Genomic DNA, 20,846 nt, shown 5'->3' with positions numbered 1-20,846 from the left:
TCCTGCAACTCAGGTTAAAACTCTTTTTGTATCCAGTTACGCAATTTACCGAAAAAGCCAGTAACAGATGAGCGTTTAGGTTCATTGTAATCGCTATCGTCGCTGGACTGCATGTCTCTTGCGTAATGAAGTAATCCAACTGCCGTAGAATGGTACGGCTCTTTTACATAGTCAGTTAAGCCGCTGACTTCGAGCGGTTTGCCGACCCTTACTTGGTTGCGGAATACGCGTTCCGCACATTCGACGACCCCGTCCATTTGCGCAGCGCCGCCAGTCAGTACTACACCGGCTGCCAGATGGTGCTTAATGCCCTCTGCGCGTAATTTTGCCTGAACGGTATCGATCGTTTGGTTAACCAGTCCCATAAGCTCAGAGTAGCGTGGCTCAATCACTTCTGACAATGTTTGACGTTGCAGACTACGTGAAGGTCGCCCACCTACGCTTGGAACGTTAACCGTGTCATCCTTACTGACCAGTTCACTTAAAGCACAGCCATATTTTACTTTTATTTCTTCAGCATCGCTTACTGGCGTACCAAAAGCAAAAGCAATATCGCTTGTTACCGCATTTCCCGCGTACGAAAATACTTCTGTGTGACGTAGCGCACCACCCGTCCAGATTGCAACATCCATCGTGCCTGCGCCAATATCGACCACACAAACTCCAAGCTCTCTTTCATCCTCGGTAATTACTGCATTACTTGCAGCAAGCCCAGAAAATACAAGTTGCTCTACCTTAAGGCCGCAACGTTCTACCGCCTTAATGATATTGCGCGCCATGTCATTATGGCAGGTGATAAGATGGACACTCACTTCCATTCTTACCCCAGAGAGACCAAGCGGGTTTTTAATCCCTTCCTGGTAGTCGATGGTAAACTCTTGTGGAATCACATGGAGGATTCGCTGTTCATCACCGATTTTAATTGATTTTGCAGTATGGATAGCTCTGTCCATATCCTCTTGAGAAACTTCCTCATCAGATATCGTACCCATACCTTTTTCGATTCGGCTTGCGATATGCTTACCAGACAACGAAATGAATACTCGGCTGATTTGGCACTCGGCCATTAACTCAGCTTGATCAATTGCGCGTTGTACTGATTTTACAACCGACTCCAAGTCATTCACGCCACCTTTGTCCATGCCGCGCGAAGGGCTACTACCCGCACCAATTATATTAATTTGGCCATCTGGTAAAATTTCGCCCACTAGAGCTGATACGGTTGCAGTGCCTATATCAAGACCAACAATAATGTTGTCGTCTGCGGCCTTAGTCATCTGTACTCTCTTCTAACTCTTCTTCAGGAAACCAACCGACTGCAGCTCCTGTATCGTACCTGAGATCGATATAACTGATTCTTTGCGTGTCACTACCGAGCTTGTTATAGAGTGAGAAAAAACGCTCTATACGCTCAAGAAGAGACTCTTTACCGAGCTCTAATCGAATACCATTTTCAAGGATGATTTGCCAAGCTCGTCGCTCATTTAATACCAGAGACGATATCGCTAAACCTAGCTGCTGAAACTTAGGACTCAAATCACGGTAGGTTTGTAAAACCTCAGGTCCGCTATCTTTAGGTCCATACAGCTTAACTTTATCTTCCTTTACCAGACCAACATCCCCGTCGAATACCAAGCCGTTTTTATCCAACAACTCGTTGCCATTCCAAATGGCTTCAGGATGATGCTCTGTCAAAAAAACTTTTACTGTATCTGGCCATTGCTTTCGAATTGCTGCATGAGCAACCCATGGCAAGGCTTCAACACTTTGCTGTAATACATCGATGTCTTGTGACATAAACGTACCAATGTGGTCAATTCTGCTGAATGCAGTTTGAACATCATCAGCTTTGATATACTCCAACTCTCCTTGGAGCACTATTTTGGATAGAGGAAGTCTTTGGTCATCCCACATCCAACTGATCGCCGAGTACAAAACAGAACTAATTAAAGTCAAAACTACGACAAAAAATAGCGCACCTAAGATTTTATTTTTGCGACCACGATTATTATCCGTGTTCAGTCGCTCTTCATTTAGTGCAATATTCAACAACGTCTTCGTTTCCTGACCTTTGTCGTCTACCTTGCTCATGTTAATAACACACTAACAAAAGCAATGACTTTAACCTTGAGATTATACTGAGCTCTAATAAACTATCAAACACTGATAACAATAAATCACAACGTTGTTGGCGCAAAATCGAGATCTAGGTCTTTATCTTAAAGCTCACACCGAATTTCAGCTTATCCCATCATTTTATTAATATTTAGCTCAAGAGCTGCCAGCTGTTTAGCTACTTTACCAACATCACCAGCACCCTGAGTTAAAATTAGGTCTCCGTCTTGTATAACGTTAGCCAAAACTGACGGTAATTGCTCGATTTCTGGAACAAAAATTGGATCTAGCTTACCTCTACTGCGAATTGTGCGGCATAATGCGCGTCCATCTGCGCCTGCAATAGGCTTTTCACCTGCAGAATAAACATCCAACATAATCAGCACGTCGACCTGCTCAAGTACGTTAGCAAAATCATCATACAAATCACGGGTTCGGCTGTAGCGGTGCGGTTGGAAAATCATTACCAAGCGCTTGTCTTGCCAACCGCTGCGCGCTGCATTGATCGTTACGCCGACTTCCGTTGGGTGGTGACCGTAATCGTCCACCAGCATCGCATGGCCGTTGCCCGTATCAAATTCACCAAGGTGATCAAAGCGACGTCCCGTACCTTGCGTTCCCGCCATTGCTTTCAGGATCGCGTCATCTTCAATGTCATCTTCCGTTGCAACTGCGATTGCAGCTGATGCGTTGAGTGCATTATGACGACCCGGGATATTCAGAGTGATATCAAGATCGGCTCTGCCTTTACGAACCACTGTAAATTTACCTTGCTGGCCTTCTTGACGGTAATTCTCGATACGTACGTCCGCATCTTCAGAGAAACCATAGGTAATCACCTGACGGCTAATACGCGGAATTAACTCGCGAACGACAGGATCATCAATACAAACAATCGCTTGACCATAAAATGGAAGATTATGCAGAAAGTCGATGAAGGTTTGCTTCAAGGTTTCAAAGTCACCACCGTAAGTATCCATATGATCGGCTTCGATGTTGGTAACAATGCTCACCATTGGCTGAAGGTGCAGGAATGACGCATCGCTTTCATCCGCTTCTGCAATAAGAATACGGCTAGAGCCAAGACGTGCGTTGGTACCCGCACTTTTCACCAAGCCACCGTTAACAAACGTTGGATCAAGACCCGCTTCTGAATAAATTTGTGTCACAAGTGCCGTGGTTGTGGTTTTGCCATGTGTACCAGCCACAGCAATGCCATGACGAAAACGCATCAACTCGGCCAGCATCTCTGCGCGACGAACAATGGGAATACGTAACTCACGAGCCGCCAACACTTCTGGGTTTTCTTCGTTGATAGCTGTAGAAACAACAACCACACTTGCTTGCTCAACATTGCTTGCCTGATGCCCGATATAGATGGTCGCGCCTTTAGCCGCTAATCGTTCAGTTACCGCATTCTTTGCAAGATCAGAACCGGTAATTTGATAACCTTCGTTTAGGAGCACCTCAGCAATGCCGCTCATCCCCGCACCACCAATACCGATGAAGTGGATTGATTTCACGCGACGCATTTCTGGAACCATGGCGCGAATCTGAGCTAAGTCTTGTGTATGTTCAATAGTCATCTGTTTCTATTCTCGATAATTCATTAACGCTTTTCAGTCAAAGCAACGATGGCTTGTGCGACAGTTTTGTCGGCGTCCAGTTTAGCGGCGCCACGTGCATGCTGAGCCATCTCTAGTAAAGTTTTGCGATCTAACTGCTGGATTTGCTCAGTGAGTGATTCAACCGTAAACACTGGTTGTTCAATCATTTTCGCCGCTCCGCATTCGACTAAGTGATCCGCATTGAGTGCCTGTTGGCGGTCTTTGTGCATAAACGGTACGAAAATAGCACCGACACCAGCAGCAGAAACTTCAGATACCGTCAAAGCGCCTGAGCGACACACTAACAGGTCAGCCCATGCATACGCTTCCGCCACATCATCAATAAATTCGGTCACTTCGGCATTAACCACATTGTGTTTCTGATATGCCGTTTGCACCTCTTGCGCTGATCCTTTACCCGCTTGATGACGAATACAGTAGTCTTCACCTAAGTTAGCCATAACCTCAGGTAACGTTTGGTTAAGAATACGAGCGCCTTGGCTACCACCCATGACCAAAATCCGAATCGGCCCCTGGCGACCTTGCATACGAAGCGCTGGTTCAGCCAGTTGAGTCACATCTTCACGTACAGGATTACCGACAACCTCAGCTTTTGGGAAAGCACCAGGAAAAGCCTGAAAGACTTTTTTAGCGATCTTAGACAGCCATTGGTTCGTCAAACCTGCAACGGCATTTTGTTCATGTAGAACAACCGGAATACCACTTAACCAAGCCGCAACGCCACCAGGTCCACTCACGTAACCACCCATGCCCAAAACCGCATCCGGTTGCCACTGTTTCATGTGAGTACGCGCTTGCATAATGGCATTGATAATTTGGAATGGCGCCGCCAGAAGACGCTTAACGCCCTGACCTCGCAAACCTTTCACTTTGATGAAGTCGATTTCAATACCATGTTTTGGTACCAAATCCGCTTCCATTCGATCCGCCGTACCTAACCAGCGAATCTCCCAACCTTGTTCCTGCAATTGCTTAGCAACGGCAAGCCCCGGAAATACGTGACCGCCAGTACCACCAGCCATCACCATCAAACGTTTAGTTTTCTTCATTAGTTTGTTGTTCTGATTGTTGTTGCTCGCGTTTCAAGCGGCATTCGTGATCGATACGCAGCAATATGGATACTGCAACGGACATAATAATCAGACTGGATCCACCATAACTGATTAGCGGAAGGGTCAAACCTTTGGTTGGTACGATACCTGCGGCAGCGCCGACGTTAACCAGTGTCTGGAACGCGAACCAAATGCCAATACCGAACGCGAGGTAGCCACCAAAGATTTCGCCGTCTTCAAAAGCACGCTTACCAATGTAAACGGCTTTCAGTACCAGACTAAATATCAACATCAGCACCAGCACGACGCCGACAAAACCAAGTTCCTCGGCCAAAACGGCAAACACGAAATCAGTGTGCGCTTCTGGTAAGTATTCAAGTTTCTGAATGGAGTTACCCAGCCCTTGGCCAAACCATTCACCACGACCAAACGCCATCAAAGATTGAGTCAGCTGATAGCCACTGCCGAACGGGTCTTCCCAAGGATCGAGAAATGACGTTACGCGTCGCATACGGTAAGGCTCGACCAGAATCAAACCGACGACGGCGCCGATACCAGCGACCATCAGTGCAAGAAACTGGGTTAACTTTGCGCCCGCAATAAACAGCATGCCGAATAAGGTCACAAGCATTACCACAACCGTTCCCAAGTCTGGCTGTCCCAACAATAGTACGGCAAAAAATGCAAACACCATGATTGGCTTCATAAAGCCGCCAAAGAAGGTTTGACGCACTTCGTCTTGCTTTCGGACTAAATAGCCAGACATAAAGATAAACAGGGCCAGCTTCGCGACCTCGGCAGGCTGCAGGTTAAACAGCCCCAGAGGGATCCATCGAGAGGCACCATTTACAGACTTACCCGCTAGCAACACGATGATAAGCAACGTAAAAGAGAGCCAAAGCAAATAGTGACTGCGCTTGAACCACTCTTCCAAAGGAACTTGGAGAATCACCGCTGATGTGATCAACGCAAGCACAAGAAAAGTGGCGTGACGGAACATAAAATGAAAAGGCTGATCAGTCAGGCGTGAGCTTATAGGAAAAGAGGCCGACGTTACCATGATCAATCCCGTCAACATCAACCCCAACGCAATCCACACCAATTGGCGATCAAACAGAGCCTCTGGTGCAGGCTGCCTGAGCCAATTACTGATGTTGTGTTTAACGTTACCTAAACTCACGAAACGAGTGACCTTCAATTGTTATGCGTATTTTTTAGCAAGCGCGGCGAATGCATCACCTCTTGCCATAAAGTTGTCGAATTGATCAAAGCTAGCACATGCAGGAGACAGCATCACCATATCTCCCGCTTTTAACTGTGAAGATATTTGCTGAATCACATCTTCCATCGTGTCGAAACGAGTCGCAGATGGATGCAATGGTAAAAACTCATCACCATCTTTACCAAAGCAGCACAACTGTAAATTCAGCGTCGCGAAAATCGGTTCTAATGGAGTGAAATCTGCGCCTTTACCAACGCCACCAACCAGTAGATACAACTTGCCAGTCAGCTCCAACCCCGATAGTGCCGCCATCGTGCTCGCAATATTGGTTGCCTTGGAATCATTGACCCATTTAACACCTTGATTATCTTCAACAACCTGGCAACGGTGTGTCAGTCCGGTGTAATTTTTTAGTGTATTCAATGTGTTGTGACAATCAACACCCGCAGCCTTAAGCAGTGCTAATACAACCAGCACGTTCGCTAAATTGTGCTTACCGACAAGCTTGAGTTCATCACTGGCAATCACGCGCTGGCCGTGATCAAGTAACCAGGTTTTCTCACCATCGGTTTCTAAACCAAATGCTTGCTCATCGCAACCAAAGGTAACCACAGGCATGTCATGATCTGGGAAGGTCTCCTGATCATCTCGATTCACTACCGCAAGCTCAGCATGATTAAAAATACGCAATTTTGCTGATCGGTAGTCGGCCATGCTTTCATAGCGATCCATATGATCTTCAGAAAGATTCAGAAACGCTGCCGCTTTTAACTTGAGGCTAGACGTGGTTTCCAGCTGGAAGCTAGAAAGTTCAAGCACATACAAGTCTGCTTCTTGATCAAGCAGATCGAGTGCAGGAACGCCAATATTGCCGCCAACACCAACACTTAACCCAGCGGCTTTTGCCATTACGCCAGTTAAATCTGTTACCGTGCTTTTGCCGTTTGAACCGGTAATCGCTACAACGGGCTTAGTGACTGCCCAGGCAAACAGTTCAATATCACCGACAACGGGGATCCCTTGGCTTAGTACAGACTGAATTTCAGGCGTCGCAAGTGCGATACCAGGGTTCGTCACCACCAAATCGGCCTCTGCAAGCCACGCGGTATTCCAACCACCGCTGTACAGTTCAACCCCTTCAGGAAGGCGGTCAGCCCCCGGAGGATTAGCTCGAGTATCAATGACTTTAACCACCAGCTGTGGCTGATATTTTCTTAGGTGTTTAACGACAGAGAGCCCGGTAATACCGAGCCCTACGACGACAACACTATGTATGTTTTGCCAACGTTCCATATTTGTTCACACTGTAACTCTTGTCTGAGAAGGCGCGATTAACGCACCTTCAGTGTAGCTAGACCAATCAGAACAAGAACAATAGAAATAATCCAGAAACGCACGATAACACGAGGCTCTGGCCAACCTTTAAGTTCATAGTGGTGATGGATAGGTGCCATGCGGAAAATACGCTGACCACGTAGTTTGTAAGAACCCACCTGAAGAATAACCGACAGGGTTTCCATCACAAATACACCACCCATGATAACCAGTACAAATTCCTGACGAACCAATACTGCGATGGTACCTAGCGCACCGCCCAAAGCAAGTGAGCCTACATCGCCCATGAATACTTGCGCTGGGTAAGTGTTGAACCACAAAAAGCCAAGACCAGCACCAACAATCGCCGTACAGACGACTACAAGTTCAGAAGCGTGAGGAAGGTAAGGGATATGCAGGTACTCAGAGAAATTAACGTTACCTGTCGCCCAAGAAATAACTGCAAAGCCAGCTGCTACCAGAACCGTTGGCATAATCGCCAAGCCATCCAGACCATCAGTCAGGTTTACCGCGTTACTCGTACCGACAATCACAAAATAAGTGAAGATAATGTATAACATGCCCATTTGCGGCATGACATCTTTAAAGAATGGCACCACAAGTTGAGTTGCAGCAGTATCTTTGCCGTAAGCGTAAAGCGCGAACGCCACCACAAATGCAATTAACGACTGCCAAAAGTATTTCCAGCGCGCGATCAAGCCATCGGTATTCTTACGCACTACCTTGCGATAATCGTCGACAAATCCGACAGCACCATAGCCGAGTAGAACTGCGAGTACCGCCCAGACATAAGGGTTTGATAAATCAGCCCAAAGCAGAATGGTGATAGAAATTGCAGCCAAAATCATGATACCGCCCATGGTCGGCGTACCACGTTTACTAAAGTGAGATTCAGGGCCTTCATTACGTACTACCTGACCGATTTGCAGCATTTGCAAACGCTTGATCATTATAGGTCCCATCCAAAGTGACAGGCCTAAGGCAGTTAATACACTTAATATTGCTCGAAAAGACAGGTATTCAAACAAGCGAAAAAAAGAAAAATATGGCTGTAGCAGCTCGGCAAGCCAGATAATCATTAAAAATACTCCTTCAAAGCAGCAGCGACTTCAAACATACGAGCACCGTTCGCTCCTTTAACCAATATGGTGTGGTTGTCAGAAACGGTTTGGTCTAGATGCTGCTTGATGTAGTCAATCATATCTTGATGTGTCTCAAAGTGGGTGCCGTTGCACAGGTCACTGATTACCTTTGCGTCCGCCCCATACGTGAGAACGTGTTCAAATTTTTGTGGGGCAGCATGTTCCCCGACTTGACGATGAAGTGCAAGACTTTCCTCGCCCAATTCAGCCATATTGCCTAAAATCAACCAACGTTGCCCCTTGAAAGCAGCCAATAAGTCCACTGCGGCTTTCATCGCGGGAACACTGGCATTATAGCTGTCATCAATCAGCTTGACAGATTGACTCAGTTGCTCAACGTCTACTCTGCCTTTTACCTTATTAAGATTCAGCAAACCAGATTGAATTTCTTCAATCGAGGCTCCCATTTTTTGGGTAATAATTGCAGCCGCAATCGCATTCGCAACATTGTGTTGACCAATAATACCCAGCGATAGTTCAATTTCTTGTCTATCTTCTGCGAGGTGCAGAGTGAAGCTTGCCTTACCTTCTTCATTCATTGCTATATCGGAAGCATAGAAATCAGCTTGAGTGTTATTTTGCGAAAAAGTGATCACCTTCTTATCAGCAAGAACCGATTGCCATAATGTATCACCCTGACTATCCAGGTTAACAATTGCGACTCCGCCAGCTGATAAGCCCTGATAGATTTCACCTTTCGCTTGCTTAACGCCTTCAATGGAACCAAATCCTTCAAGGTGTGCCGCTGCAACATTGTTGACCAGCGCGATATCCGGTTTCACTAATTGAGTGGTATAGGCAATTTCACCGATATGGTTAGCGCCCAGCTCAATGACGGCATAGTCATCGTCGGCTTGCGAACGTAAGAGCGTTAATGGCACACCGATATCGTTGTTGAAGTTACCAGCCGTAAACAACACCTGACCTTTCAACTGAAGAATGCTCGCCACCATTTCTTTTACTGTGGTTTTACCGCAGCTACCCGTAATAGCTACCGTTGGAGTTTGGCAAGATTGGTGAACCCAGGCTGCGATTTCACCCAAAGCAATTTTGCTGTCAGTGACCACCACTTGTGGGACTTCCACATCGAGACGTTTTTGTACCAGCAGAGCACCTGCTCCAGCGTCAACTGCCTGCTGGCAGAAGTCATGCGCGTCAAATCGTTCACCCACTAATGCAACAAACAGGGAACCACTCTCGATTGTTCTCGTATCGGTTGAAACCGCCGCAATAGTGATGTTTTCACCGACTAATTCACCATGTGTTATTTCAGCAAGTTGAGATAAAGTTACTTTAATCATGATGACAGTCCTAATAGCTGCATTGCAGATTCTCTATCCGAATAATGGATCGTCTCGCCATTACGAATTTGATAGTCTTCGTGGCCTTTACCTGCCAGCAAGATAATGTCTTGGGCTGACGCATTGTCGAGCGCATATGACAGAGCCTTGAAGCGGTCATGCTGAACAATCGCCTCGTCAGGTTTCGATAATCCAGCCAGCATATCTTTAATGATGAGTTCAGGGCTTTCGCTGCGCGGGTTGTCGTCCGTTAACACAACCTTGTCACCCAAACGCTCTGCAATTTCAGCCATCATTGGACGTTTACCTGGATCACGATCTCCGCCACATCCGACGATCGCCCAGAGCTGACCGTCACAATGCACACGCAGCGCCTGCAACGCTTTTTCTAATGCATCCGGGGTATGCGCGTAATCAACCACAACTTTGGCTCGGTTATCTGTCTGGAACAGTTCCATTCGGCCTAATACCGGCTGTAATTGATTCGCCGTCGCCAAAAGCTCTTGTTTGTCAAAACCTAAGCTTAGCAAAGTCGCAAACGCTAACATCAAGTTAGCCGCGTTGAACTCCCCAATCAAAGGGGCGTATAAGGTGCCGCTGCCAAACATACCGTCAAAATCGATAGTAATACCAGATTCTGCATACGTAACGTTGCTGGCCCATAATGCGCTTGTAAACTCAGTTGCCGGCACTAAAGAAACTGCAATCGGATTTGGAAGATCTTTAGCCCACGCAGCACCGACTTCATCATCAACGTTAATGATGGCTTTTTCACACTGGTGCTGGGTAAAGAGGCTAAATTTAGCGCTCGCGTAATCTTCCATCGTGCCATGATAGTCGAGGTGATCTCGGCTCAGATTGGTAAACACCCCAGCCGAAAATGACAGAGCTTTCACTCGTCCTTGCACTAAGCCATGAGAAGAAACTTCCAGCGCCGTGTACTTCGCGCCCTGCTCAGCTAATGACGCAAGCGTATGTTGAATTTCCACCGCGTTGCCGGTCGTGTTCGCGGCTGCTTGCAAATTATCTAAGAAACCATTTCCTGTCGTCCCCATCACGGCCGCTTTCGAACCGATGAGCTCAATCCACTGCGCAATCAGTTGGGTGATGGTGGTCTTGCCATTGGTTCCTGTAACACCAATAAGATCCATTGTTGGATAGCGATAAAGTTGACCTGCCATTTCAGACAGACACTTATCCAAAGCACTCAAATAAATAACCGGAATGTCATCGACCCACTCTATGGTGCCATGCGTTTTGTTCTCACAGGCTTGTGCAATAACTGCATTCGCACCTTGCTGAATTGCCGCCGGAATAAACTTCCTTCCATCCACGACGTGCCCGACAATCGCAACAAAAGTGGTACCGGGTTGAACTCTTCGGCTGTCGAGTTCCAGTTCAGAGACAAGAACGGACGCTAAACTTGGGCAATCAACCCAAGAGGACAGCAATGCGTCCATACTGATGGCTTTAGTCATATTTGTTCTCCGAGCTTTGGCTCAGGTTTACTCAAGTTATTTGGCAGTAAGCTAACTTTGCTTACTGCTGGAATTTATTTTCATCTGGTGCCACGTTCAGGATCTGTAGCGCCCCTTTCATAATTTCAGAAAAGACCGGAGATGCCACTGAACCACCGTAGTAATCATCACCTTGCGGCTCATTGACGATCACAACGAGTGCGATTTTAGGGTCACTAACGGGGGCGAGACCTGCGGTGTAAGTAATGTACTCATCACTATATCCACCCGCAGAAGCTTTACGAGAAGTACCCGTTTTTGCCCCGATTCGATAGCCCGGCACGGCCGCACGGCGAGCGGAGCCACCTTGCTGAGTTACCGTTTCCAGCATATTAAGTACCTGACGCGCATGCTCAGGGCTAACGACCTGGCGAGACATATTGTTGTCGTTACTTTTTATAATATGTATCGGCTCATATTTACCAAGGTTACCCAGCGTCGCGTACGCGTGAGCAAGCTGAATTGGTGTTATGGAAAGACCATAGCCGAAAGAAATGGTCGCTCTTTCAATTGGTGACCAACGCGAACGACTAGGGAAAATACCTGTCACTTCACCCACAAGATTCAAGCCAGAAAGCTCACCAAAACCGACCGAACTGTATAAGCCCAGTAGCGCTTCAACAGGCATTTGCATCGCCAGTTTAGTTACACCGACGTTACTGGATTTTTTCAGGATCATTTCCAGGCTGGCTTTACCTACGGGAGAGACATCTTTTACCCGGCTTCCGCCTAATCGAAGCACACCGTTCCCTGTATCAACGATGGTGTCAGTATCTGCGATGCCATTTTCTAACGCAGCCAGAATTACAAACGGCTTAATGGTCGAGCCCGGCTCCATCGAGTCGGTAATCACGCGGTTACGCATTTTGTAACTTTGCCAATCACTACGATTATTCGGGTTGTACGATGGCGCGTTGACCATCGCCAGTACCGCCCCCGTTTTTACGTCCAACATCACAACAGAGCCAGAGGTTGCGCGGTGGTCGGCCACGGACTGTTTAATGGCACGATAAGCAATGGCTTGTAAACGCTGGTCAATCGTCAATTGCAACGACTTGCCTTCTTGCTTGTCCTGCCAGGCTATATTCTCTACCACTCGACCATAACGGTCTTTACGGATGGTTTTTTTACCTTCTTGGCCAGTCAGCCATTCATCATAGCTGCGCTCTACGCCTTCCAAGCCATGGCCATCGATGCCCGTTACTCCCACTAAGTGAGCACTAACCTCACCTGCAGGATAATAACGACGAGACTCGGATTTAAGCCCTACGCCCGGTAGTTTCAACTCACGGATGTAATTCGCCATGGCGGGACTTACCTGACGCTGCAGGTAAATAAAGCGCCGCTTTTCATTCTGCTTGATCTTATTGATCAGACCTTGACGATCAATGTTAAGAACGTCCGCCAGCGCATACCAGCTTTGAGTCTGACTTAGGGCGTTTTCTTTAAAAATAGTCGCAGGATCCGCCCAAACGGCTTCAACAGGAACACTGACAGCGAGTGGCTCGCCATTACGGTCGGAAATGATGCCTCGCGCAGAGGGAATCGACTTAACTCGAACAGAACGAAGATCACCTTGTTTGATCAGGTTATCGGGCTCGATGATTTGAATGTACGCCACACGCCCAATAAGCAGCGCAAACGCACAGAAGACAAAAAACAGTAATAGATGGAAACGCCAACGAATCAAAAAAGACTCTTCTACCTCAACTTTTACTGCTGTTTTTTCGGTTTTCTTATCATCGACTGCAGCTTTTGCTTTTGCGGAAACCTTGCGCTTATTTCCTTGTTTGGTATTGGTTTTCTTTCTAATCATTTTAGTGTGATAACCACTTCTTTATCGCCATCAGGTCGTTTCATTTCAAGCTCCTTTTTTGCAAGGTCTTGAACTCGACTATGTTCTGCCAGGGCGTTTTCTTCCAACATCAGGTTGCGCCATTCACTGTCTAGCCGCTCTCGCTCAACCAGAGTATGGTCTTTTTCGGTGATCGCTTGACGCGCATGGTGGGTAGCAAATACCACTCCCATTGCTGATGCCAGAATAAGAAGCAACAACAATAATGGCCAACGACCAACTGTTAATAAGTCCGTGGCAATCAACTTAGCAAGGTTAGGAGTGGATTTCGTCATAATAATTAAAGCTTTTCAGCAATTCTTAACACTGAACTGCGTGAACGAGGGTTTATGTCAATTTCTTGTTTACTTGGCTTAATCGCTTTGCCAATGGGTTTCATGTTCGCACTGCCCAGCTCTTTGATTTGAGCTTCGGTTAGTGGAATACCATGCGGAACTTCCGGCCCTTTGCTCTCTTTGCGAATAAAGCGCTTAACCATGCGGTCTTCCAATGAATGGAAGCTGATTACAGACAGACGCCCTTGTGGAGCAAGAATACTTGCCGCCCCTTTTAGCGCGGTATCGATCTCTTCTAGCTCACTGTTGATGTAAATACGGAATGCCTGAAATGCACGTGTCGCAGGGTGTTTTTTCTCTTTAAAGCTTTTTGGCGCAGCTTCTGAAATTAGCTTCGCCAACTGGCCTGTACGAACCATTGGCTCGTTTTCTTCATTTTCTCGGTATTCCACAATCGCGCGCGCAATACGACGGGCGTGTTTGTCTTCACCAAATTCGCGAATAACCCAGGTGATGTCATCCAAATCCGCTTCCATTAGCCACTGAGATACCGGAATGCCCGTGGTTGGATCCATACGCATGTCCAGTGGGCCATCTTTCATAAAGCTAAAACCACGCTCAGCGTCGTCTAGCTGAGGGGAAGATACGCCAAGATCCAGCAATACTCCGTCTACTTTGCCAACCAGATCGTAGTCTTGTGCGTATTCAGCCATGCCTGAGAATGGACCATGAATAATGGTAAAACGTGGATCGTCAATCTTACCCGCTTCTGCGATTGCCTGTGGGTCGCGGTCAATACTGTAAAGTCGGCCGTTTTCACCTAGCTTAGATAAAATCGTACGGCTGTGACCGCCTCGGCCAAATGTTCCATCGATATAGATACCGTCAGGTTTGATAGCCAGGCCATCAATGGATTCATTTAATAACACGGAAATATGTTGAAAGGTTTCGGTCATAGCTTTCTCGTTGAATAATCTTGAAGCGATTTTTAGGACGTGTTGTTCTCTCATGCTGATTTAATCAGCGAGTGAATAATAGTTCCTAGTGTACTGATTTCCCACATCATCGCCACCACAAGTCTAGAGTTAGACGTGATTTAACGCCAAGTTTATTGGTAATGACGCAGTCTGAGTCAATAAAATGCAAAAAACCCATCATTACTATAAAGTAATGATGGGTCTCGAATAGTTGGAGCCGACACATAAGCCGGGTTCTGTTCCGCTTGCGCGGCGGTAGCCATTCGTCTAGGCCAGCAATCACTCACTGGCTCGAGCAACCTACCCGCCTCCTTACGCGAGCAACGCAATGTGGAGGCCTATTTGGTCTTGCTTCAGGTGGAGTTTACCCTGCTACGAACTATTACTAGTCGCCCGGTGCGCTCTTACCGCACCCTTTCACCCTTACCTGATCCCTTACGGGCCATCGGCGGTCTTCTCTCTGCTGCACTTGTCGTAGGCTTGCGCCCCCCAGGCGTTACCTGGCACCTTGCTCTGTGAAGCCCGGACTTTCCTCCCCTTTGTCAGTCTCCCGAAGGACGTCAACGTCAGTTTCCCGAAGGACCTCAACGTCAGTCTCCCGAAGGACATCAACAAAGCAGCGACTACCCAGTCAGCTCCGGAGCGGATTGTATAGAGTTCTCACTTCAGAGTCTAGTTAGATCACAGATATGATGTAAGGAATGCATCAAGTGGTGCTTTTTTGCTCTAACAACGCCCAGCATTACGTCTGGTCAGCAGAAAAAAGGGCTAATGAAAATCATCAGCCCTAATCCATTTTGCCAGGTAAACCTGTTTAGACAGAGGTCGCCTGATTAATCCAGGTTTTCTAAACCCCACTTATACAGAGCATTCTTTTTAAGGTTATGGATTTCTGCCACCAACGCCGCCGCCTTTTTGAGTGGCAACTCTTTGGTCAAAATACCCAGTGTGCGCAACGCGTCATCAGGCAAAGAGTCATCCGCAGTTTCACGATGGCCATGAATCAGTAACACCATTTCTCCGCGCTGTTGGTTGTCGTCGCTTTTCACCCACTCGATTAATTCTCCAAGCGGCATACCTTGAATAGTTTCAAACGTTTTGGTCAACTCTCGCGCCAAAACAACTTCTCGTTCCGGGCCAAGAACGTCTAACATATCTTGTAGAGAGTCTAAAATGCGATGTGGCGACTCATAAAAGATACAGGTGCGTTCTACCGATGAGATTTCTAAGAACTTGTCTTTACGTCCTTTGCTTTTAGGCGGTAGAAACCCTTCAAAACTGAAGCGATCAGACGGCAAACCAGAAGCACTTAACGCCGTAATAACCGCACACGCACCAGGAAGAGGCACAACTCTTACGCCCGCTTGACGACATTTTGTCACCAGATGGTATCCTGGATCGCTGATTAAAGGTGTACCCGCGTCAGAAACCAGAGCGATGGACTGACCTGAAAGTAGCTTTTCTACCAAAACCTGTGCTTTTTGCTGTTCGTTGTGATCATGCAACGCAAAAGTTTTGGTTTGAATATTGAAGTGAGACAGTAATTTACCCGTATGTCGGGTATCCTCAGCAGCAATGATGTCCACATTCGACAGAACTTCGATAGCACGTTGGGTGATATCTGCTAAATTTCCGATTGGAGTCGGTACGATATAGAGAGTTGGCCCCTCATTCGGCAAATTATTTTTATCTGTCATTTGTTTACCATCACTTCAACGATTAATATAAAGACAATTTTGTACAAAATTATAGAGAACTCACGGCAATGATTAACCATAAGAGACTCAGTGTACCACGCATACTCACTCCTGTTGCACTAGCAATTACACTCGCCGCCTGTTCTTCAGGTCCGAGACAACCTGATGGTGTAGATGTCACACTGGAGCCTACCCAGTCAGTGCAGAGCTACATGATTCAAGCTGACAGTTCGGAAGGCAGCGTGCAAAACGACTGGTTGATCATGGCAGCCAAAGCCGCAATTCAAGCCAACCAATTTGATCAGGCTGACCTGCTGATCACGCGACTTTCTCGCCAGCAGTTGTCAGAAGTGCAACAGGCAGAGTGGCAACTGGCGCGAGCGACCATACAGCAAAAGCAAGGCAATTACTCTCAGTTACTTCAGCTACTGAACTTTAAGCCTTGGTGGAAACTACCAAACGACCAATGGAAGGATTACTACGCGTTACGTGCAGACGCTTACCAAAGCCTGAACCAGTCATTTGAAGCAAACCGTGAACTGGTCATGCTGGGTCATTACTCTTCGTCTCCTGAGCAACGTGAGATTTCCAGCCGTATTTGGATGAACTTCGGTAGCTACTCTGAAGCAGAATTGACGTCGCTAAGCACCGCTCCAAACGAAGAAGTTTTGAGTGGCTGGTTGCAACTGGCGATTTACTCTAAAGCCATGTCGGGTAACCTTTCTCAGCTAAGAAATACGCTGGATCGTTGGTTAACGGAAAACCCTTCACACCCGGCTGCGGTTTACACGCCTGAAGAAATTCAAAATATTCTGTCTCTCAACATTGTTAAGCCAAATAATACGGCGTTGCTACTGCCGCTGACGGGGAAATTTGCGCCTCAAGCACAGCTGATCCGTGAAGGCTTCATGTTTGCGATGATGAATGATGAGAATCGTGACGAGAGCACAAGCTTAACCGTGATCGATACGCACGCGTACAGTCCCGAGCAAATCAAGCAGCGCCTAATCAACGAGAATATTGATTTTGTTGTCGGCCCTCTGCAGAAAGAAAATGTGGAACTACTGCAAACTTCAATGGATGGCTCTGCAGCTGGACCGACGATTCCAGCCCTAGCTTTGAACATTCCTGAAGAAATCCAACCGGGCAGTAATATCTGCTATCTGGCACTTTCACCAGAGCAAGAAGTGGCTCAGGCAGCTAAGTACCTGTTCAATCAAGGCTACAATTTCCCGCTAATTCTTGCGCCTAAAGGCAGTTACGGCGAGCGAGTAGTTGAAGCGTTTAATGAAGAGTGGAATAAATACAGCTCAAACAAAGTCGCAACCAGCTACTTTGGTGATAAACGCCAGCTGCAAAAAGACATCAATGACGTATTCGGCCTGCAGGAAAGTAAACAGCGTATCGCTCAGATGCAATCGCTGATGAAAATTAAACTTGAAACTCAGCCACGTAGCCGCCGCGACGTAGATGCGGTTTACATTGTTGCAAGAAGTTCAGAGCTGACTTTGATTAAACCATTTATCGAAGTCGCGATTAACCCGGACGCCAAGCCACCACAAATCTTCTCTAACTCTCGTAGTAATAGCGGTGGCGCAACGTACGATGATTTGACTGGCATTATTTACAGCGACATCCCGCTATTGATTGACCCAGATCCGACGGTTGCAGCTGAAATGAAAGAGCTGTGGGCAGAACAATCCAATATGGAAGTCCGCCTAAAAGCACTCGGAATGGATGCCTACAAGTTGATTGGCGAACTGCCTCAGATGAAGCTTGTTCCGGGGCTATCGATACGAGGTCAGACAGGTGTGTTGAGCCTCGACAACAACTGTGTTGTACAACGTGAGCTAAGTTGGACCGAGCGTGGGGCTCTTCAGTAAACGTCAGATAGGTAATCAATATGAAACCCTGGCCAAGCAATATCTGCTTCGCCAGGGTTTACGCTTTGTCGAGCAAAATTTTCTAACAAAAGTTGGCGAAATTGATTTAATCTTCCAACAAGGTGAAACTATCGTCTTCGTCGAAGTCAAATATCGCAACAACGATCGTTTTGGCTCGGCAGCGGAAATGGTCACTCACGCCAAAATGCGTAAGCTGATAAAAACCGCCAACATTTGGCTAAGCCGCCAAAAACAGTCCATACATACAATCGATTACCGGTTCGATGTTATCGCCATTCACGACAATGGCCGAGATATTAACTGGATACAAAACGCAATATCTGAAGGATAAGCGATGCTAGATAGCATTAAAGACAGCTTTACAGAAAGTATACAAATTCAAATTGCAGCTGCTGAAGCACTGCCAGACGCTATTACTCATGCGGCTCAAGCCATGGTTTCGAGTTTGCTTAATGGTAATAAAATCCTATGTTGTGGGAACGGTGGAAGTGCCGCCAACTCACAACAGTTTGTCTCTTGCCTTTTAAATCGCTTTGAGACAGAACGTCCAAGCCTGCCGGCGATGGCGCTGACCGCTGATAATACTACCCTTACAGCCGTTGCTAACGACTACCATTATCAGGAAATCTTCTCTAAGCAAGTCCGTGCGTTTGGCCAACCGGGTGACATTCTTTTGGCACTGTCGACCAGCGGTAATAGCAAGAACATTATCAAAGCAATGGAAGCGGCGGTAACACGCGACATGACCATTATTGCTCTGACAGGCAAAGACGGCGGTGAAATGGCGGGGTTACTGGGTGAAAATGACGTCGAGATTCGAATTCCGTCTCATCGTACGGCACGCATTCATGAGGTTCACATGGTGACCTTACATTGCTTATGTGACCTTATAGACCAAGTACTTTTCCCTGCTCACGAAGAATAACTCAGATTGAGAGTCAGAATCATGCTACGTAGCCTCATCCTTTTACTTACCGTGTTTAATCTCAGTGGTTGTGCGGGTTTGTTCATTGCTGGCGCCGCAACGACAGCCAATATCGTCACGGACACCCGTACTACCAAACAGATCTGGCAAGATAACAACATTGAGTTTGAAGTCGCCGCCATTGGTAATAAACAGCCATTCAAAGGCCAGGCTCGTGTTTTTGCCAGCTCATACAATGGTACCGTGGTGCTGATGGGTCAGGCTCCAACTCAGGACTTAATCAGTGATCTTGAGAAAAGAACTCGTGCAATCACCGGCGTGAAAGTGATTCACAACCAAATGAAGCAAAAAGAGCCGCTGACAGTGACGCAAATCAGCAATGACAGTTGGATCACCACGAAAGTAAAATCCTCACTGCTTACTGATGAGCAGCTTAATGCTGTTAAAGTGAAAGTGATTACTGAAGATAGTGAAGTTTTTCTGTTTGGCTATGTAACAGAAGCACAGAGTCAGAGAGCAATAGAAATCGCACGTAACGTCTCTGGTGTAAAGCAAGTCATTAATGGGTTCCAGTACGGAAAGACAGAGCCCGTTGAAGTTGACTTACCGAACGATGGTACACAGCCAATTCAAAGTGACACAGACGAAGATAACGAAGAAAATGTTGAAGTATTCACGATAACTCAGTGATTGCTAAAGCATCAACTCAAGTATCAAGCAATAAAAAAGCAGCGGAATCGCTGCTTTTTTTATTTAATAACTCTTAAGCTTGGTTTGCCTTTCGGACGAGGTGCTTCACTTTCGCTGTCACCTGATTCCGAGTCCGCAACTTGAGCGTCATCACTAACCGTAGTAAACGACGGAGATTGCTCTTCTACCATCGTTTCTTCTTCGATATTGGTATAAGCCTCTTCAGGTTCAAACATCGTGCCTGCACCATTTTCACGTGCATAGATAGCTTGAACCGCATAAACAGGCACAATTACCGAGTGCGGACGACCGCTAAAACGAGCATGGAAAGTAATCGCATCATTGCCCAACTCAAGATTACCAACGGCACGAGGGGCAATATTCAGGATAATCTGACCATCTTGAATAAACTCAACAGGTACACGTACACCTGGCATGGTTGCATCAACAACCAAATGAGGAGTTAAGTCATTGTCTACCAGCCAGTCATAAAATGCTCGAAGCATATATGGGCGGCGGGCAGTCATTTTTGCAATATCCATAATGTATCTAAATCGCTTAACGAACTAGACGCATTTCACGTTCAGCTTCAGTCAAAGAAGCAAGGAATGAATCACGTTCAAATACGCGGTTCATGTAAACCTTGATCTCTTTAGAGCCAGGACCAACAAGCTCAATACCAAGTTGAGGTAAACGCCACAACAATGGTGCCAAGTAACAATCGATCAAGCTGAATTCTTCACTCATGAAGTACTCATATTCAGCAAAGATTGGCGCTAGAGTCAGAAGATCGTTACGAAGTTTCGTACGCGCTTTTTCTGATTCTTCAGCGTTACCTTTCATTACTTTTTCAGCTAGTGAGTACCAATTACGTTCGATACGGTACATCATCAAACGGCTGTTACCACGGGCAACAGGGTAAACCGGCATTAGAGGTGGATGAGGAAAACGCTCGTCCAAGTACTCCATGATAATTTTTGAATCGTAAAGCGCAAGCTCACGATCCACAAGAGTTGGCACTGATTTATATGGGTTTAGCTCGATAAGTTCAGCAGGAAGGTTAGCTTCATCAACAAGCTCAACTTCAACACTTACACCTTTTTCAGCCAGTACAATGCGAACCTGATGGCTATACAAATCTGATGCACTTGAGAAAAGAGTCATCACAGAACGTTTATTGGCAGCTACAGCCATGGAGCCCTCCAGTACAC

Annotated in this window: 19 protein-coding genes and 1 other RNA gene; 4 read left to right on the top strand and 16 right to left on the bottom strand. The window is 46.7% G+C overall.

What is annotated here, in order from left to right; genetic code table 11:
- Positions 1–14 precede the first annotated feature (14 nt).
- The 14 genes from ftsA to rsmI form a co-directional block, all read right to left on the bottom strand.
- Positions 15–1,277, bottom strand: a complete 1,263-nt coding sequence (gene ftsA / locus VEJY3_RS02130; RefSeq protein WP_014230805.1) for a cell division protein FtsA — start codon at positions 1,275–1,277, stop codon at positions 15–17.
- Positions 1,270–2,052: a cell division protein FtsQ/DivIB gene (locus VEJY3_RS02125; RefSeq protein WP_024372778.1), complete on the bottom strand. Its 783-nt coding sequence runs from the start codon at positions 2,050–2,052 to the stop codon at positions 1,270–1,272. Before VEJY3_RS02125 ends, ftsA begins: the two co-directional genes overlap by 8 nt.
- Positions 2,053–2,243: 191 nt before the next feature.
- The gene (murC, locus tag VEJY3_RS02120) at positions 2,244–3,701 is read right to left on the bottom strand and encodes a UDP-N-acetylmuramate--L-alanine ligase (protein ID WP_014230803.1); all 1,458 of its coding nucleotides are present in this window, start codon (positions 3,699–3,701) and stop codon (positions 2,244–2,246) included.
- 23 nt (positions 3,702–3,724) lie between these two features.
- Complete coding sequence (murG, locus tag VEJY3_RS02115; protein WP_014230802.1) at positions 3,725–4,792, bottom strand: undecaprenyldiphospho-muramoylpentapeptide beta-N-acetylglucosaminyltransferase; 1,068 nt, start codon at positions 4,790–4,792, stop codon at positions 3,725–3,727.
- A complete protein-coding gene (ftsW, locus tag VEJY3_RS02110) occupies positions 4,779–5,975 on the bottom strand; it encodes a cell division protein FtsW (RefSeq protein ID WP_014230801.1) in 1,197 nt (398 codons plus the stop codon). Before ftsW ends, murG begins: the two co-directional genes overlap by 14 nt.
- Positions 5,976–5,996: 21 nt before the next feature.
- A complete protein-coding gene (gene murD / locus VEJY3_RS02105; RefSeq protein ID WP_014230800.1) occupies positions 5,997–7,310 on the bottom strand; it encodes a UDP-N-acetylmuramoyl-L-alanine--D-glutamate ligase in 1,314 nt (437 codons plus the stop codon).
- Positions 7,311–7,348: 38 nt separating this feature from the next.
- On the bottom strand, positions 7,349–8,431 hold the full coding sequence (gene mraY, locus VEJY3_RS02100) for a phospho-N-acetylmuramoyl-pentapeptide-transferase (RefSeq protein WP_014230799.1): 1,083 nt from the start codon (positions 8,429–8,431) through the stop codon (positions 7,349–7,351).
- The gene (gene murF, locus VEJY3_RS02095) at positions 8,431–9,795 is read right to left on the bottom strand and encodes a UDP-N-acetylmuramoyl-tripeptide--D-alanyl-D-alanine ligase (protein ID WP_014230798.1); all 1,365 of its coding nucleotides are present in this window, start codon (positions 9,793–9,795) and stop codon (positions 8,431–8,433) included. Before murF ends, mraY begins: the two co-directional genes overlap by 1 nt.
- On the bottom strand, positions 9,792–11,273 hold the full coding sequence (gene murE / locus VEJY3_RS02090; protein ID WP_014230797.1) for a UDP-N-acetylmuramoyl-L-alanyl-D-glutamate--2,6-diaminopimelate ligase: 1,482 nt from the start codon (positions 11,271–11,273) through the stop codon (positions 9,792–9,794). The genes murF and murE overlap by 4 nt, the downstream gene beginning before the upstream one ends.
- Positions 11,274–11,334: 61 nt before the next feature.
- Positions 11,335–13,128, bottom strand: a complete 1,794-nt coding sequence (locus VEJY3_RS02085) for a penicillin-binding transpeptidase domain-containing protein (RefSeq protein WP_014230796.1) — start codon at positions 13,126–13,128, stop codon at positions 11,335–11,337.
- Positions 13,125–13,442: a cell division protein FtsL gene (ftsL, locus tag VEJY3_RS02080; RefSeq protein ID WP_014230795.1), complete on the bottom strand. Its 318-nt coding sequence runs from the start codon at positions 13,440–13,442 to the stop codon at positions 13,125–13,127. The genes VEJY3_RS02085 and ftsL overlap by 4 nt, the downstream gene beginning before the upstream one ends.
- A 5-nt stretch (positions 13,443–13,447) precedes the next feature.
- Positions 13,448–14,398, bottom strand: coding sequence for a 16S rRNA (cytosine(1402)-N(4))-methyltransferase RsmH (gene rsmH, locus VEJY3_RS02075; RefSeq protein WP_014230794.1), 951 nt, complete (start codon positions 14,396–14,398; stop codon positions 13,448–13,450).
- 230 nt (positions 14,399–14,628) lie between these two features.
- An RNA gene (gene rnpB / locus VEJY3_RS24495) (RNase P RNA component class A) lies at positions 14,629–15,058 on the bottom strand.
- Positions 15,059–15,252: 194 nt separating this feature from the next.
- Positions 15,253–16,116, bottom strand: coding sequence for a 16S rRNA (cytidine(1402)-2'-O)-methyltransferase (rsmI, locus tag VEJY3_RS02070; protein ID WP_014230792.1), 864 nt, complete (start codon positions 16,114–16,116; stop codon positions 15,253–15,255).
- A gap of 68 nt (positions 16,117–16,184) precedes the next feature.
- Between rsmI and VEJY3_RS02065 the strand changes: the two genes are divergently transcribed.
- Genes VEJY3_RS02065 through VEJY3_RS02050 form a run of 4 tightly spaced genes read left to right on the top strand, consistent with a single transcriptional unit; the run spans position 16,185 to position 19,635 of the window.
- Positions 16,185–17,999: a penicillin-binding protein activator gene (locus VEJY3_RS02065; protein WP_014230791.1), complete on the top strand. Its 1,815-nt coding sequence runs from the start codon at positions 16,185–16,187 to the stop codon at positions 17,997–17,999.
- Positions 17,983–18,351 carry a YraN family protein gene (locus tag VEJY3_RS02060; RefSeq protein ID WP_014230790.1) on the top strand — a complete coding sequence of 123 codons (369 nt, stop codon included), beginning with the start codon at positions 17,983–17,985 and terminating at the stop codon, positions 18,349–18,351. Before VEJY3_RS02065 ends, VEJY3_RS02060 begins: the two co-directional genes overlap by 17 nt.
- Positions 18,352–18,354: 3 nt before the next feature.
- Positions 18,355–18,945: a phosphoheptose isomerase gene (locus VEJY3_RS02055; protein ID WP_014230789.1), complete on the top strand. Its 591-nt coding sequence runs from the start codon at positions 18,355–18,357 to the stop codon at positions 18,943–18,945.
- Between the two features lie 21 nt (positions 18,946–18,966).
- Positions 18,967–19,635 (top strand): BON domain-containing protein, encoded by a 669-nt coding sequence (locus tag VEJY3_RS02050; RefSeq protein ID WP_014230788.1) that lies wholly within the window; start codon positions 18,967–18,969, stop codon positions 19,633–19,635.
- Between the two features lie 59 nt (positions 19,636–19,694).
- On the opposite strand, the gene sspB is transcribed toward VEJY3_RS02050, so the two are convergent.
- Together sspB and sspA are read right to left on the bottom strand one after the other, a co-directional pair.
- Positions 19,695–20,177, bottom strand: coding sequence for a ClpXP protease specificity-enhancing factor (sspB, locus tag VEJY3_RS02045; RefSeq protein ID WP_014230787.1), 483 nt, complete (start codon positions 20,175–20,177; stop codon positions 19,695–19,697).
- 16 nt (positions 20,178–20,193) lie between these two features.
- Entirely contained in the window at positions 20,194–20,829 is a 636-nt protein-coding gene (gene sspA / locus VEJY3_RS02040; RefSeq protein ID WP_014230786.1) for a stringent starvation protein SspA, read from the bottom strand.
- Between the last annotated feature and the right edge of the window lie 17 nt (positions 20,830–20,846).

Origin of the sequence: Vibrio sp. EJY3 (assembly GCF_000241385.1) — a bacterium.
GTDB classification, from domain to species: domain Bacteria; phylum Pseudomonadota; class Gammaproteobacteria; order Enterobacterales; family Vibrionaceae; genus Vibrio; species Vibrio natriegens.
The sequence above is the reverse complement of the archived record's forward strand: the minus strand, read 5'-3'. Positions and strand labels throughout refer to the sequence as shown.

What these genes read in the sequence shown, in the direction of transcription:
- ftsA (WP_014230805.1), bottom strand. Translation starts at nt 1,277, where the DNA reads ATGACTAAGGCCGCAGACGACAACATTATTGTTGGTCTTGATATAGGC.
- murC (WP_014230803.1), bottom strand. Translation starts at nt 3,701, where the DNA reads ATGACTATTGAACATACACAAGACTTAGCTCAGATTCGCGCCATGGTT.
- murG (WP_014230802.1), bottom strand. Translation starts at nt 4,792, where the DNA reads ATGAAGAAAACTAAACGTTTGATGGTGATGGCTGGTGGTACTGGCGGT.
- murD (WP_014230800.1), bottom strand. Translation starts at nt 7,310, where the DNA reads ATGGAACGTTGGCAAAACATACATAGTGTTGTCGTCGTAGGGCTCGGT.
- mraY (WP_014230799.1), bottom strand. Translation starts at nt 8,431, where the DNA reads ATGATTATCTGGCTTGCCGAGCTGCTACAGCCATATTTTTCTTTTTTT.
- murF (WP_014230798.1), bottom strand. Translation starts at nt 9,795, where the DNA reads ATGATTAAAGTAACTTTATCTCAACTTGCTGAAATAACACATGGTGAA.
- murE (WP_014230797.1), bottom strand. Translation starts at nt 11,273, where the DNA reads ATGACTAAAGCCATCAGTATGGACGCATTGCTGTCCTCTTGGGTTGAT.
- VEJY3_RS02085 (WP_014230796.1), bottom strand. Translation starts at nt 13,128, where the DNA reads ATGATTAGAAAGAAAACCAATACCAAACAAGGAAATAAGCGCAAGGTT.
- ftsL (WP_014230795.1), bottom strand. Translation starts at nt 13,442, where the DNA reads ATGACGAAATCCACTCCTAACCTTGCTAAGTTGATTGCCACGGACTTA.
- rsmH (WP_014230794.1), bottom strand. Translation starts at nt 14,398, where the DNA reads ATGACCGAAACCTTTCAACATATTTCCGTGTTATTAAATGAATCCATT.
- rsmI (WP_014230792.1), bottom strand. Translation starts at nt 16,116, where the DNA reads ATGACAGATAAAAATAATTTGCCGAATGAGGGGCCAACTCTCTATATC.
- VEJY3_RS02065 (WP_014230791.1), top strand. Translation starts at nt 16,185, where the DNA reads ATGATTAACCATAAGAGACTCAGTGTACCACGCATACTCACTCCTGTT.
- VEJY3_RS02055 (WP_014230789.1), top strand. Translation starts at nt 18,355, where the DNA reads ATGCTAGATAGCATTAAAGACAGCTTTACAGAAAGTATACAAATTCAA.
- VEJY3_RS02050 (WP_014230788.1), top strand. Translation starts at nt 18,967, where the DNA reads ATGCTACGTAGCCTCATCCTTTTACTTACCGTGTTTAATCTCAGTGGT.
- sspB (WP_014230787.1), bottom strand. Translation starts at nt 20,177, where the DNA reads ATGGATATTGCAAAAATGACTGCCCGCCGCCCATATATGCTTCGAGCA.
- sspA (WP_014230786.1), bottom strand. Translation starts at nt 20,829, where the DNA reads ATGGCTGTAGCTGCCAATAAACGTTCTGTGATGACTCTTTTCTCAAGT.